Annotated in this window: 10 protein-coding genes and 2 pseudogenes; 8 read left to right on the top strand and 4 right to left on the bottom strand. The window is 59.3% G+C overall.

Annotated features, from left to right (window positions below):
* Nucleotides 1–1,148: 1,148 nt before the first annotated feature.
* Nucleotides 1,149–1,538, top strand: a complete 390-nt coding sequence (locus ABIB66_RS35385) for a hypothetical protein (protein ID WP_354210785.1) — start codon at nucleotides 1,149–1,151, stop codon at nucleotides 1,536–1,538.
* A gap of 46 nt (nucleotides 1,539–1,584) precedes the next feature.
* Here ABIB66_RS35385 and ABIB66_RS35380 read toward each other — a convergent pair whose 3' ends face one another.
* The 3 genes from ABIB66_RS35380 to ABIB66_RS35370 form a co-directional block, all read right to left on the bottom strand.
* Nucleotides 1,585–1,953, bottom strand: a complete 369-nt coding sequence (locus tag ABIB66_RS35380) for a hypothetical protein (protein WP_354210784.1) — start codon at nucleotides 1,951–1,953, stop codon at nucleotides 1,585–1,587.
* A gap of 69 nt (nucleotides 1,954–2,022) precedes the next feature.
* Nucleotides 2,023–2,184, bottom strand: a complete 162-nt coding sequence (locus ABIB66_RS35375; protein WP_354210850.1) for a hypothetical protein — start codon at nucleotides 2,182–2,184, stop codon at nucleotides 2,023–2,025.
* Entirely contained in the window at nucleotides 2,139–2,387 is a 249-nt protein-coding gene (locus tag ABIB66_RS35370; RefSeq protein ID WP_354210783.1) for a hypothetical protein, read from the bottom strand. The genes ABIB66_RS35375 and ABIB66_RS35370 overlap by 46 nt, the downstream gene beginning before the upstream one ends.
* Nucleotides 2,388–3,434: 1,047 nt before the next feature.
* Between ABIB66_RS35370 and ABIB66_RS35365 the strand changes: the two genes are divergently transcribed.
* Nucleotides 3,435–3,569: a hypothetical protein gene (locus ABIB66_RS35365; protein ID WP_354210782.1), complete on the top strand. Its 135-nt coding sequence runs from the start codon at nucleotides 3,435–3,437 to the stop codon at nucleotides 3,567–3,569.
* Between the two features lie 505 nt (nucleotides 3,570–4,074).
* A pseudogene (locus ABIB66_RS35360) lies at nucleotides 4,075–5,343 on the top strand (IS256 family transposase).
* A 162-nt stretch (nucleotides 5,344–5,505) separates the two neighbouring features.
* Here ABIB66_RS35360 and ABIB66_RS35355 read toward each other — a convergent pair.
* Complete coding sequence (locus ABIB66_RS35355; protein ID WP_354210781.1) at nucleotides 5,506–5,886, bottom strand: hypothetical protein; 381 nt, start codon at nucleotides 5,884–5,886, stop codon at nucleotides 5,506–5,508.
* A 1,733-nt stretch (nucleotides 5,887–7,619) separates the two neighbouring features.
* Here ABIB66_RS35355 and ABIB66_RS35350 point away from each other — a divergent pair.
* From ABIB66_RS35350 to ABIB66_RS35330, 5 genes and pseudogenes are all read left to right on the top strand, one after another.
* Entirely contained in the window at nucleotides 7,620–8,054 is a 435-nt protein-coding gene (locus ABIB66_RS35350) for a hypothetical protein (RefSeq protein WP_354257837.1), read from the top strand.
* A 1,533-nt stretch (nucleotides 8,055–9,587) separates the two neighbouring features.
* Nucleotides 9,588–12,260 (top strand): PAS domain-containing protein, encoded by a 2,673-nt coding sequence (locus ABIB66_RS35345; RefSeq protein ID WP_354210779.1) that lies wholly within the window; start codon nucleotides 9,588–9,590, stop codon nucleotides 12,258–12,260.
* On the top strand, nucleotides 12,257–12,916 hold the full coding sequence (locus ABIB66_RS35340; protein ID WP_354214132.1) for a response regulator transcription factor: 660 nt from the start codon (nucleotides 12,257–12,259) through the stop codon (nucleotides 12,914–12,916). Before ABIB66_RS35345 ends, ABIB66_RS35340 begins: the two co-directional genes overlap by 4 nt.
* Before the next feature lie 191 nt (nucleotides 12,917–13,107).
* Nucleotides 13,108–13,482 carry a response regulator transcription factor gene (locus tag ABIB66_RS35335; protein WP_354211642.1) on the top strand — a complete coding sequence of 125 codons (375 nt, stop codon included), beginning with the start codon at nucleotides 13,108–13,110 and terminating at the stop codon, nucleotides 13,480–13,482.
* A gap of 344 nt (nucleotides 13,483–13,826) precedes the next feature.
* Nucleotides 13,827–14,048: pseudogene (locus ABIB66_RS35330) on the top strand (two-component sensor histidine kinase); the annotation flags it as partial.

Below are 14,048 nucleotides of genomic sequence, written 5' to 3'. Positions count from 1 at the left end.
CTTTCATCGAACCCACCATCGAATCCTTTACCTGGTCGCCCGACACGCCGGGACGACAGTCGGCGATCTCATCAGCACCCTTTCGCCCGACCCCGCAGGCGGTTCAGTCACCCATGAGACAGCTGAACCAAAGGGGGTATATCGAACAGCGATACTCAAGTAATGACCGGCGAAAGCGATGTCTGTTCATCACTTCGAAAGGAGAGGCTTTGGTCGCTCGGCTCTCCAGCCGCCAACACGGCCGTTTGGCGAAAGCATTCGATCTGGCCGGCCCCGCCGCCGTGAGGGGATTTTTGACGGTGATGGAGGGAATGCTGACGGAGGACGATCGGCATTTCGTGGAGACCTCGGCGGTATAGGTTCCCGCTTCGCAGCGATCTCGCGGCCGGCTTCTTCCCAGAGGACCACGGCCGCGAAGAAACCGACGAATCCACCCGTGAAGTTCGCCGCTTCCCGTAGCGCCTCGAAATCGCCCGAGATTGACGGTCTGAGCGGCCGACTCGATGGTACACAGCGGTGGTCACAAAACGCGTCGGCTCTTTACTGGAATCCTAGTTTTTCGGCGTTTTTTCGCGCATTTGCGGCATCGGGGAAGGGAGTCCCACTATCTCCGCTGTGCGGTGGCTGCTCGCGAATCCGCTCGCTTCTTTTTGCGTCCCTCGCGAGGTGAGCTCAACGGCATTCCGTTGATAACGCTTATCCCATCAGGCCACCCGCCGAGCGCCGCGTTGGTATCGGAAAACTTCTCAGTCGTGACGAGTTTCTTCCGGGTCGGGTGGCGCGAGGAACGAGTGGTCCTCTCTCAAGCTGGCACCTCGGTGCCACTCTGTCGATGCAACGCCGAGCACGGTTCAGTGCGATTATGCGCCGTCGGGTAGGGGACGGTCTCGATGGCAAGGGAGCTTGCTGTAAATCAGCCGCCTTATGGCTTGGCAGGTTCGAGTCCTGCCTCCCCCACCAACGATATAAACGGCTTAGCCGTTTTCAAATGACCCTGATTTCTGCCCCGGAGGGCAGGGGGCAGATTTCGTCCAAAGTTCAAAAGACCTTCGAGTCTTTGAAAAATTGCGCACTCGGGGGCGTCGGATTGAAGATATTTACACCGCGTTGAAGATTCCTACACCTGAGGTCCGTGCTACGCTCGCGGCATGTCTCGTCCGCAGACCCTGGCCGAAGCCGTCGCCGCAACGCTGTCCGGCGACAAGGAGTTCGCGCACGCTGTCGATGAATTCCTCGACGACTTCTATCTGAACCCGCCGACCCGGCAGGCCCGCATCGATACCGCGCCTCCGGAAACGGGAGAGGTGCTGCAGGACGCTTGGCTCGGCGCCGTCGGCGAGCACCTGGCGCGGCGGTGGGGTCTCGCGTTGCCCGCATGGACGCAGCGGCCGCAGCACTTCGGTCTTGCGGAGCCCGCATTTCTGCCGGCGTCGTCGGCGCTGCGGGCCTACATGTTCTTCGAGAGTCCGATCGCCTTCCGCCGCCGGCGCATCTTCACGCTCCCGGAGCCCTTGCGCCGCGCGCGCTTCCCGACGTAATGCGATTTCTGCCGCGGGCCCTGCGGCCAACGCGCATTCTGCGGGCCTAATCCGATTTCTGCCGGAGACCGTGAATCAGGCTTTCTCTGCCTGAGGCCCTCCGAATGCGGCTTTTTCTGCGGGAGTACGGCTTTTTCTGCGAGAGCGGATGTAACGGTTTTTCGACAGGAAGCCATCGATCTAACGGTTTTTCGACCGAAGCAACACTTTTTCGACGCGCATCAGTCCTTGCGCATCGGCAGCTCGCCCGCGCATAGACATGCGCGAGCTCCTGCTCGAGCGCGGTGTTCATCAAGATCAGCGCGCGCACCGCATCGACGGGATCGCCGCCGCACGTCTCGATGGCGTCGCGTACGGCAGCCTCCAGCTCGGCAGCTTTGTCGACGGCGGGTTGCTGCTCGGCGGGGTCGGCCACCGAAGGATTTCAAGACGTAGCGTTCAGGTGACAAATCGAGGTGAGTGTCGTTGCGGACCCAGTGGAGTTTCACAGGGCGCTGAGGTCGTCCGGCACGTCGCCGAACTTCCGGATCAGCGAGGCGTAATCGCCGCTGGAAGGATCCCCGCCCGCGAGAACGGGAATGTGGCGCTCCAGTATTTTGGCTAATGATTCAAACCGGGGACTTTGATCGATGCCGCACCACACCATGACGGCGAGCCTTCCCCTTGGAGATAGAACCCTGCGCATTTCGCGCAAAGCAGCTGGCTGGTCGGCGAAGAACTGGGGCCGAACTGGCCGTACGCAACATCGAACGCGCTGTCGGGTAACGGCAGTTTGTCTGCACTGGCCTCCTGCCACTGAACCGAGGCAGCGTCATTGGCCTTCCCAAGAGATCGTGCCACGTTCAACATGCCCGGATTGATTGACGCCCGTCACGACCACGGTTGCGCCCACCTTCACCGCCGCGAGGCGCGCCACTGTTCCAGTGCCGCAAGCAATCGACTACGCGTTCGCCATGCTTCGGTCGGGCGAGGTCTATCAGGATGGGAGCCCATGGCCCAAACACAGCCGGGACCAACTCCCGTTCGTAGACTTCGGGCGCACTACCAGCGACCTCCACTGACCTGCTGACCCATCAGATGATGCCAAAAGGACGGTCGATCCTGCGCCTCTATAGCTCAACACAGCCATATCCGCCACGGGTCAATCGCGTCGATCCCGACGGCATCCCAGCACGTCCCTTTGGCGCCGCCAACGATATCAACCCATGATCCCGTAAAGGTGCCAGGATCGGCCATCCAAATCGTTTACCAAAGCGGACGACGAACGGCCCAAACAATTGCTCGACCGTTATCAAGCGGCCGGCGCACGCACATCCCGATCGCGCTACTTGTTCGGGACCCGACCGCTCAACGCGCCCATTACGAAAGTGTGTCTCGGAATTCGGGCTGCGAGACCCCACGTTGCACTGTCACCGATCTTGTTGGGGACCCATTCCTCCGCGGTTGAGTCCCAATGATGGGTGTCGTCGAAGTCCTTCCAGAGTGGCCGCCTTGGCTTGCTTTCACCGTTGTGTCGGTTTGCATTCAGTGTGCGGAGTTGGAGGACGAGTAGCCCAGCCATCATCACCCATTCGCGAGCGCTATATCGAGAGTTCCATTTGATTGCCGCGAGCATTGAATGCATCCTTCAAAGTAAGAAGCCTTTGCCACATTAGCCCGGGCAAGAACGCAGGAATGTAAACTACTTCACAGTCAGCCAACATCTTCGACATAGCCGCGGGCGATCTCACTGCGCGGCCATCGTACTCTATCTCGTTCGATATTTGGGAGTCATTTCGCCGTGCGATCAAAACGCACGCGACGATGGGTAGCATTGTTATTTTTATCGCAAAGGCACGTTTCTCTTAGAGAGTGAGTTTTATTGATCGTAGGTGCGCTCTCAATAGAGGCCAGCGCATGCTTGAGCATTGGAACAAATGGTACGATACCTTGGTTTCGGTCGAGGCGCTCGCCATTGTTGTCGTTATTGCGGTGGTGGCTGCTGGGGTTATTACGCTATTGGAAGGTCGGCGGCGTCCAACAAAACCTTGATTGGGAGACGTCGGCAAGCTGATCGGCCAACGCGAAGGGATTGGAAAACGTGGTCTTCTCGCGGCGACTCCCTATTCACCGGACATCGAAGCGCGCGACGCAGCATGACCACTCGGCAATATGTACGGCTGTTATCGGGGCAGCATTTCGGTATAGGGTTAGATCTTCACCAGGTCGGAACGCGCTCGCAGCGTCAACAAGGCAATCTCATCTATCGACGCACAGGCAATCTGCGAGCTGTGCAGCTGCTTCTGGGGCACACGAAGATCGGGAGCACTGTCCGCTACCTGGAAATTGAAGTCGACGATGCGCTCGCAATAGCAGGAGCAGGTGAATGTCTGAACTACTGGGCGGAGCGGACATGCTCTGCCCATCTCTTACGGCCAGCTCCGGGCCAGAAGCGGCCAGAGCTATCGCTGAAAGTTGGTGACGGCGGGAATCGGAAAGGCGGCATATCGTGGGGGTGCTTGACGCCTCCACTTCTCCACCGAAGGAGCGATATGCCGTGTCCAAAGATAACATCATCAAGCTGATTCAACCAGGAAACGTCGAGGATCAACTCACCGAAATTTTGCGCAATGGGGCGCGTGTTCTGTTGCGGTCGAGGCCGAGGTCGCGGACTTTCTCGGCAAGCATGCCGATTTGAAGACTGCGGACGGCCACCAGCGGGTCGTGCGCCACGGTCACCTGCCGGAACGGGAGGTGATGACCGGTATCGGTCCAGTCGCCGTCCGCCAGCCGCGTGTACGTGATCGCGAGGCGGACGCGACCGACCCCGACCGCATCCGGTTCTCTCCGTCGATCCTGCCGCCCTACATGCGCCGATCGAAGTCGATCGAGACGCTGCTGCCGATCCTTTACCTGAAGGGTATCTCGACCGGCGACTTCTCCGAGGCGCTGGCAGCGCTGCTCGGCAAGGATGCAGCCGGGTTGTCGGCATCCGCCATCGGCCGCCTGAAGGACGGCTGGCTCGACGAGCATACCGCGTGGCAGAGGCGCGATCTGTCGGCGAAGCGCTATGTCTACATCTGGGCTGATGGCATCCATCTTCAGGCGCGCCTCGAAGACGAAAAGCAGTGCATCCTGGTGCTGATCGGCGCGACGCCGGAAGGCCGCAAGGAACTGGTCGGCTTTACCGATGGCGCCCGCGAGAGCGCACACGACTGGCGCGATCTGCTGCTCGACCTGAAGCGGCGCGGGCTCGAGGTGCCGCCGTGGCTCGCCATCGCCGATGGAGCGCTTGGGTTCTGGAAGGCCGCCGGCGAGGTCTGGCCGACAACGCGCGAGCAGCGCTGCTGGGTGCACAAGACCGCGAACGTGCTCGCCAACTTGCCGAAGAGCCAGCAGCCGAAGGCCAAGTGCGCGTTGCAGGAGATCTGGATGGCCGAAACCAAGGCCGCCGCCGAACTGGCGTTCGACGCCTTCATCGAGAGCTACACGCCAAAATACGAGAAGGCGGCCGACTGCCTGAGCAAGGATCGGGACACGCTACTGGCGTTCTACGACTTCCCGGCCGAGCACTGGAAACACCTGCGGACGACCAATCCCATTGAAAGCACCTTCGCTACCGTGCGCCACCGCAACAAAGGGTTGCCTGTCCAACAGGACGGCGCTCGCGATGGTCTTCAAATTGCTCGAGGCCGCGCAGAAAAGCTGGCGTCGTCTCGATGGCCACAACCAGTTGCCAAAACTCATTCTCGGTGTGACATTCAACGACGGGATCGAGGTCATCGCCAAACCGACTGACCGTCAGTCCATAACCGCCGCCGCCTGACCGGCTAGGCCGTCACCAAAATTTAGCGATAGCTCGAAGCGGCCACCAGTTAGCAGACAAGCGCTTAGCACCGTCCGCGCTGGCCCACTCAGGACGAGAACCACAGTCCGGCATGAATCAGACGGCCTTTGGGGCCGCCTGATTAGCCTCAGAGCGGATGACCTATTGGCAGAGATGCGGGAGACCGTCAGCACCCGTGAACGAGGTGCCGGGCCTGCAGGTGATGCCGTTGCGGGCAGCATACGTGCTCCAGTTGCCGTACCAGCCGTTGGGGCCGTAGCCCCTGCCGCCGGACCCGATCCCGCCGGACATGGCGTAGGAATTACTCCAGCCGCGGACGGTAGCGGCCGCTGCCACGGGCTGGTGATACGCCGTTCGCCGATATCGATACACGGGGGTCGTCCCGGTTCCAAGACCGGTGCAGTTGGCGAATTCAGCCTGGCATTCGTCCGGATTGGAGAGAGCCGCCTGCGCCAGTGCAGCAGAGCTGGACAGGGCGGATGTCGCAATAACGACCGCGCCAAGAACTTTCAGATTTATCATGGCTTCCTCCCTTGCGTTAAACCGTGGCGCACAATGCCGAGTCTGGCTTCTTCTTGCGGGTGATCGAGCGCGCCTTCTGATACGCGTGCCTTGACCTAGATCAAGGGAGGCGCGGGCGAGCCTGTTCATTGTATTGATCACTGGGCCGGCCTTCTCCACCAGCCCAGTGTTCAACAAGGCCCGGCCGGGGACTCGATCTCCGGCCGGGCTTTATTTTGTCATGAACACCGAGAGACTGACTCGACCTGTGCGCCGTGAGACGGGAATTACTGGCCGCCGGCCCTTCGATTCATCTCAACGGCCGCGTTTGAGTCTCCGCGAGGATGGGCCATGAACCGGCCTGACGAGCCAAGCCCGGGTAAAGAAGCGCCAAAGCCCAAGCCTTCGCGCGCGGAGGAGGCTCGACGCATCATCGAGGAATATGCGGACAGCCTGCGTGAGATCATCGGGAAGCTCCGTCGGCGCCTCAATGGAGGGACTGCCGGCTGAGACGGTGACGACCAGGTGCGGGGCTTCGGTTTCGATCAGGCGGGTGCCGATATCCATGGTGCCGCGAGGCCTTTGGTCAACGCTCGAGGAGTTTGCCTCAAGGCACCTGAGTCCGGCATGGGCCACGAGCGGCCTTTCGGTATCTCCGGCTGCTTACTTCGCGGTTGAGCACCGGGAACGGGCATCGTCGGCGCTGCGGGAGGTCAGAGATGGGCAACAGTGGAAGTGATGGCAATTCCGAACCGGTTCTTTAAGCGGAACGAGTGCTCAGAAGATCAACGCTCTCCACGCAGGTGAACGGCTTGGCGGCTTGTATTGTTGAAGAAGAATTCAATGGAACGGGTGCGGGTGTGTCTTATCTGTTCGACCGAGCGACACAATGCGCGGATCCACTATGAAACTTACGACAATCGGAATAGCAATTCTCCTCGCTGTCCCAAGTCCCTTTGTCCTTGCAGAAGGCACATTGAACTACAACCTTCCCATTGCTCGCCCTGCTGTTAGAGGCGTCACGATCCTGGCCCCCGGACGATCAGGCCTTAGAACACTACCTCCAGGAACTCGCTCACGAGCCTATGTCACTCCAGGTGGTGTACGGATCTATCGCGACGACTCCGTTCCGGGTGGTCTGCGGACCGACCACGACGACCCTCCTTCCTACAATGATCCATCCAAGTTTGGCGGCGGCTGATCTGTGACATACAGCAGCGCGATCGGCTCGCCGCACAAAGCGCATAGTGACCCGACCCTCGACTACATGACCGCAAAAAGAGAGGAGAGGCTATTACGTCTTCGACCAGCGCAAAGGACCGCTGCGGGTCAAAATGCGAAGAACTCAACGCGAGCACATCTGGTCTGCCATACCTAGGTGAGCGGACCTCGTGAATAAGTGGTCGAGGGCTGCAACGAAGGCGTCGATCAAGCGATCCGGGTTGTCATCTACAAGCCGCTTGTCGAGCCATTCCGGCAACAAAGTAAATTGCCCCACGATACCCCCTTAATCCAATCGAGTCATGCCAACCCCCGCCGATTCAGCGCGCGAGTTAGGGGTGTCGCCACTTCGCAGAACGGCCAAAAGCTGCCAAAAGTGCTTCTCAATGCATCCGCCTAGCCAGCCTTGATGTGCGCGTTTTCGTGGATCGCGCTAAGTTTTCGAACCGTCCATTCTCCGCATTTATGGAAGAATTAGAGTCAACTCTAATTAGTCAGCGCAACTGCTTGTTTGGCGGAGTGCGCGAAGTATCTTGTTTGACGAGGTCCGGCGGGACCGGCAACTGAAGCAAAGAAGCTTGTGCGGAGTTCTCGCCATGATTGAAAGGTTAATGGAACGTCGCGCTCTGCCGCGCGAGATCGTTAATGTGCCGGCCTTGATTTCCTTCGATGGAATTATGGGGGTGCATCCGTGCGTGGTGCGCGACATCAATGCCTTTGGCGCATGCCTTTCCGCGCCCCATTATATATTCGCCAGCGAGTTTGATCTGTTGTTCAGCGGGCTTCGGAAGACGGTTGCTTGTCGAGTGGTATGGAGGCGAGCCACTATTTCGGGCGTGGTGTTCGTTGTGCGCCGCCGCGCACCAAAGCCGGTGAGTGCAAGCATCATTCAGCTTAGTCCGCCCAATGCACTCCCGCCGGTGAGGCCCGTTGACGACGTGTGCGTCCTCCCTTTTGATATGCATTGACCTAGTGGTCCGGCATCGAGTGGGTAGAAGGCTCGTGACAACCGCGATGACCAGCTGTCGCTGGCGGGATTGGGCTGCTGGCAAGTTTGACGCGCTATCCAACAGATGCACAAGGATTTAGTGCAGTAGCGAGAACACCAGCGTGGGGACGCCACTCACACAGGATGCCCGCTAGGGGCCGTCACAAGCGGGCATCGCGGCGTGAGACCTTGGTCCGCTCCCGGCCGGAACGCCGACATTCCGGCGCCGCTCGACGCGGGAGCCCTGCTTGGCGACCCAGCTCTGTAGATTTCAACCGTAGCTTCCAAGCTGAGCCGCAAAAGAGCGAACGCTATCAAGGCGATTTAGGGGAGGAAGTATCGAAGTATCTGCGACGAGTCCCGCGCAACTGGGACGACGCGTGTGATTAGTGATTGTGGCAACAGTACGGGACTGCCGGCCCGGCTCGGTACTTCTCTCACAGCGCTCCGGTAGCGGTCCTGTACGTGTTCGGGACCGCTCCAGTACTGACATGGTGACAAATCGAGTAAGCGAGCAAGTGCGCTATTGTCGCCCAACTCGGCTTCAAGGTCATAACCGCTACCATTCGCGCGGTCGTCGCAGGCCGTGCCGCCAGCCCAAGAGAATGGCGTTTAGGCCGATCCGACTGCGTGACGGCTTAGCTGCCAACCAGAACGAATTTGCACGGTCTGCCGACAAACCAGCTCGGCGCCGCAAACCTCGTGATCATATTGCCGTCAGCGGTCATACACATGGCTTCGACATGGACGTTCAATCCTCAACGTGACAGCGAAGCGCAGACCGAAGCGAGCGAAAGTTAGGGGCTATAGCCGACCGATTGATCTAGGAAGATTGCCAACTTTTTGAACTATGCGTCGGGTGGGGCCTGTTGGACCGGCAGCGACATTAGGAGAATTGGGGCAGCTCGCTCAAGCGTAGGGCGCAAAGCGTTTGATCACAAATAGGGATCTGGCGAATGATACGGACGTTTGGGGTGCTGGCACGTTGTGGCTGACGTGGTTCCGCACCAGCGATCGCACAGCTCGATCGTTGTCCCGGGACGTTGCGGTTCACAGATGTGGGCGAACCAGGGAGGATTGGTCAGCATTACACCGACATTTGCCCGGCGGGTCTTTTCGATAGCATCGCAAAAAGGAGCGGACGGCTTGCACCTGTCTCGCGGGGGGAAAGAGGCAACGCGCAGGCCGTCCGCAAGGGCAGCTATTCGAGAGCGCGCCAGGGTAGGCTGCTTGGCTTATAATTAGATCGGGCCGAGCGGTTGCTCCATTAACCAGAGGTATACCTGCGCTAAACCGAAGTTTGGCGGGATTGCCTTGCGTTCCGCTATGCGCCGCGTGACGACCGGCGGCAATCGAATTGCCGAACCTGTTCAAAATGCTTTAGTCTTGCAGGCCGGGGCACCGGGCGCCCCTGCGATGACACGGCGCCCGCGGCACATCCGCCCGCGTAGCGGGACGAGCGAGCTGAATGGCAAGACCCAGTCTCAGTGAACGGTGGTCGGCGCGTTCTGCGATGTCTCGCTACGCGACAGCCCCCCTGTCGGTCGCGGTGGCGATCGTTGCCGCGGAGCTGATCACACGCGTGCTGAACGCCGAGGCTATCGCGTCCTCGATGCTTTGCGCAGTTATTTTCTCTGCGTGGGTTGGCGGGCTTGGCCCGGGATTATCAGCGGTTACGCTCGCTCTCTTGGCCTTTCATTATTATCTGTTGCCTCCAAGCAGTTCATTTACCTGGAAGCATGACCTTTTCGCTGTAGGCATTTCGGAGATACCGCGTCTGATCCTGTTCTCCATCACATCTCTCATCGTTGCATTCCTGTTCTCGGCCCAGAGGAAGGCAACAGAAGCACTTCGGCGTTCGGCACACGACCTTCAGGTGGCTATAGGTGATCAGAAGCGGATTGCGGCCGCGCTCCTGCACAGCGAAATGTATTTGACCGAAGCGCAGAGATTGAGCGGTACCGGGAGTTTTGGATGGAACGTCGCCAGCGGAGATATTTTCTGGTCAGCACAAACTTTTCGAATCTTCGGATGCGATCGGACTACGAAGCCGACCGTGGAACTTATTGTCCAGCGGACCCATCCCGAAGATCGCGCCGCCGTGCAAAACACTATCGATCGCGCCACCCGCGAGGGAACCGAATTTGATCATGAATATCGACTGCGGATGCCGGATGGATCGGTTAAACATGTTCATGCCTTGGCGCGCGCCGAAAGAAATGCTTCGGGGAGCATCGAGTTTGTAGGCGCGGTCACCGATGTTACGACAGCAACGGAGACGGAACGAAAGCTGCGACGCAGCGAGGCCTATTTGGCCGAAGCCCAGCGCTTGAGCCACACCGGAAGTTGGGCTTGGGATGCGCGTCGGCGAGAGTTCGTGTTTCGGTCCCCAGAAGCGCTCAGCATGTTGGGATTCGACCCGGGTGAGGAGGCTGTACCACAGCAGCCCTTGTGGGATCGCGTTCACGGCGAAGACAGGAGCCGGGTTATCGAAATGGTGCGGCAGGCTCTCCGAGAGAAAACGGACTTCGAAGGCGACTATCGCATCGTTCTTCCGGATGGTGCGACAAGATATGTGCACTCCGTGGGACATGCTGTTGTCGGTCACGACGGTGAAGTGACCGAGCTGGTCGGTACGCACATCGATGTCACGGAGCAGCACCGCGCCAAGGAGGCGCTGCAAAAAGCCTTTGACGAAATCAAGAAGTCCGAGGATCGGCTTCGACTTGTGATCGACACGATCCCGACCTTAGTCTGGCGCGCAGGACCGGACGGGGTCCCCGATTTCCTCAATCAGACGGCGCTCGACTACACGGGCCTCTCACCGGATCAGGCCGAAACCGGCTGGCCTCGCGCCTTTCATCCTGAGGACAAGAAGAGCATGTTGATGAAGTGGAGCGCAATACGGGCGTCCGGCACGCCCGGTGAGCTTATAGCCCGCCTACGGCGTTTCGACGGTGAATATCGCTGGTTCCTATTTCGGGGTGTGCCGCTTCGCAATGAACACGGCAACATTGTCAAGTGGTATGGCTCGTCCACCGACATAGAGGACCGCAAGCGGGCGGAGGAGGAGTTACGGCGAAGCGAAGCCAAATTGGTCGAAGCACAGCGAGTGAGCCAAACCGGCAGCTTCGTCTGGAATGTCGTTACTGACGAACGCGTCGGCTCCAAAGAATTCTTCCGGATCCTTGGATATGACGAGCCGGGTTCTGTTACCTCTGCAAACGTCCTTGATCGCGCTCATCCGGAGGATCGGGCTCGCGTCCAGGAGACGATCGAACGTGCAGCCCGCGGCGGAGAGGATCTCGACTACGAGCATCGGCTGCTGATGCCGGATGGCTCGGTCAAATATGTCCATGTCGTCGCCCATGCTGTCAGAGACCAGGCGGGCCAGTTGGAGGAGTTCATTGGGGCGGTGGTGGATGTTACAGCGCCCAAACAGGCCGAGGAGAAGCTGCATAACGCGCAGGCGGAGCTTGCGCATGTCATGCGGGTGACCACGTTGGGCGAACTGACAGCCTCGATCGCCCACGAGGTGAACCAACCGCTCGCTGCGATCATCGCTAACGCTGGGGCCTGTTTGCGCTGGCTCGACCGCGAAACTCCAGACCTGCCCGCTGCGCGCCGTTCGGTGGAATGGGTCATCAATGGTGGCAACCGGGCAAGTGAGGTGATCCGGCGTGTCCGGACGCTCGCGAAAAAATCCGGCTTCGAAAAAGTACCGCTCGATCTCAATGACGTCGTCAAGGAGGTTATCGTGCTGGTAGAGCGTGAGTTGACTAGCCAGCTAGTCTCATTGCGTACCGAGTTGGCGCCCGCTCTCCCTGCGATCCTTGGTGATCGGGTTCACTTGCAGCAGGTGATCATCAATCTCGTAATGAACGGCATCGAGGCGATGCTGCCGATCACGGATCGGCCGCGCGAACTGGTGATCCGGTCAGGCCAGGACGAGGCGCACCGCGTACTCCTGAGTGTGACGGATTGCGGCGTCGGCATCTCCGCCGAGAGTGCGAGCCGGCTGTTCGACGCCTTCTTCACCACCAAGTCCAGCGGCATGGGAATGGGGCTCTCGATCTGCCGTTCGATCGTGGAGGCCCATGAGGGCGGTCTATCTGCATCGCCCAATCAGGGGCATGGGGCGACGTTTCAATTCGTCCTGCCCTCGCGACAAAAGGAGGCGTCGTGACTGAGCGTCCCAAAACACCGCGTGAGCCTATCAGCGCGAGAGAGCCGCTCGTCTTAATTGTCGAAGACGACGAATTGATGCGTGAAGCGCTCAGCAATCTCTTTGCATCGATCGGACTGGAGGTCGAGGTGTTCGGTTCGGCAACCGAAATGCTGCAAAGCACACTTCCAGATGTCGCCAGCTGCCTGGTCCTGGACATCAGGCTGCCAGGAATGAGCGGTCTGGAATTCCAAGGTGAACTCGCCAAGGCGAACGTTCATATTCCCATTATCTTCATGACCGGCCATGGCGACATTCCGATGAGCGTGAGAGCCATGAAGGGCGGGGCTGTCGATTTTCTGACCAAGCCGTTTCGCGATCAGGACATGCTGGACGCCGTGACGCTGGCGATCGAACGGGATCGCAAGCGACGCGAGGCCGACAGGATCGTCGCGAACCTGCAAACCCATTTTCAGACCTTAACCCCCCGCGAGCGCGAGATTCTGGCCTTGGTATCGTCTGGCCTCATGAACAAGCAGATAGCTGCCGAACTCGGACTTGCCGAAATTACCGTCAAGATTCACCGTGGGCACATCATGAAGAAGATGGATGCGAGATCGCTGGCCGATCTGTTGCGAAAAGCCGAAACTCTCGGAGTTCGCCGCGGCAAGCCTTAGCATTCGTCGGGCGAGGATCGCGTATTAAACCTCAACGTTACGTGTCTCAAAAGACCAAATGGCGCCTGGTTGGCTTACCACGTACTCGAGCGGACAAACCTAAGTATGATTTCAGAATCCCGATTGGCGGCCCATTCTTAGCCCGGGGAGGGCGAGCGTCTTGCTCCCGCGCCTGGAAGGTCGTCTTGTCAATGCTTTCGATGATTTCAGTTGTTGACGACGATGAACTCGTCCGTGAAGCAACCGACAATCTACTCAGTTCAGAAGGATACCTCGTCCACACATTTGCGTCGGCCGAAGAGTTCCCGCAGTCACCCCAGTTGCACGACTGCGCATGCGTCGTTGCGGATGTGCAGATGACCGGCATGAGCGGGGTTGAGCTCCTCAACCATATGCGCGCGCAAGGGCACAGTACGCCGTTCGTTTTCATTACGGCGTTTCCCGAAGACCGAGTGCGGGACCAGGCGCGGAAGGCCGGAGCCATTGGCTTCCTGGCAAAGCCCTTTACGGTGCCCGACTTGATCAAACATGTCGAGGCCGCCATCGGTGGCGGGGATGCCGGCTAAGATCACAGGCGCCGGTTCATGATCTTGATGCGGCCCGCGCCGGCGCCTTACCCCGTCTTCAGCACACGCTCGATGCAATTCCCACGCAAAACGAAGGTATGGGGCCTCGCAAACCAAGACGACAGTCGGAACAACCTCCGTAGGATCGAGCCGCTCGCGCTGTTCGGGCTAGGCTGGCGCCCGTAGCTGGAATCAAGAATGCGCCGGACGGCGGCTGAGACGAGCGAAATGCGAAGGATGCATCCATGTCAACGGACTCGTGCGAGCTCGTTTCGAGGCTTCGCAGCTACCGCCCAAGCCCAGCAGGACTGTCGAGTATTTCTGCGATTTTTCCGCGAGACGTGATGCAATTGCCCGAGTTCTTGCGATCGAACAGGCTGCGATGGACCATATTGGTAACCGGCATCTTTGCGGCATTTACCGTGGTACTGCTCGGGTTCGTCTACTTGAAGACGAAGCATGACCTGACGTTGCGATCCGACCGAGCCATCGCCTCGCAGATTGGAATTCTCGTTGCCTTGCCACCGGGTCGGAGAGTCGACGCAATCAACGAGGGCCTGCGGTAC

It is taken from the genome of Bradyrhizobium sp. F1.13.3 (genome assembly GCF_040548265.1).
Classification (GTDB): domain Bacteria; phylum Pseudomonadota; class Alphaproteobacteria; order Rhizobiales; family Xanthobacteraceae; genus Bradyrhizobium.
The sequence above is the reverse complement of the archived record's forward strand: the minus strand, read 5'-3'. Positions and strand labels throughout refer to the sequence as shown.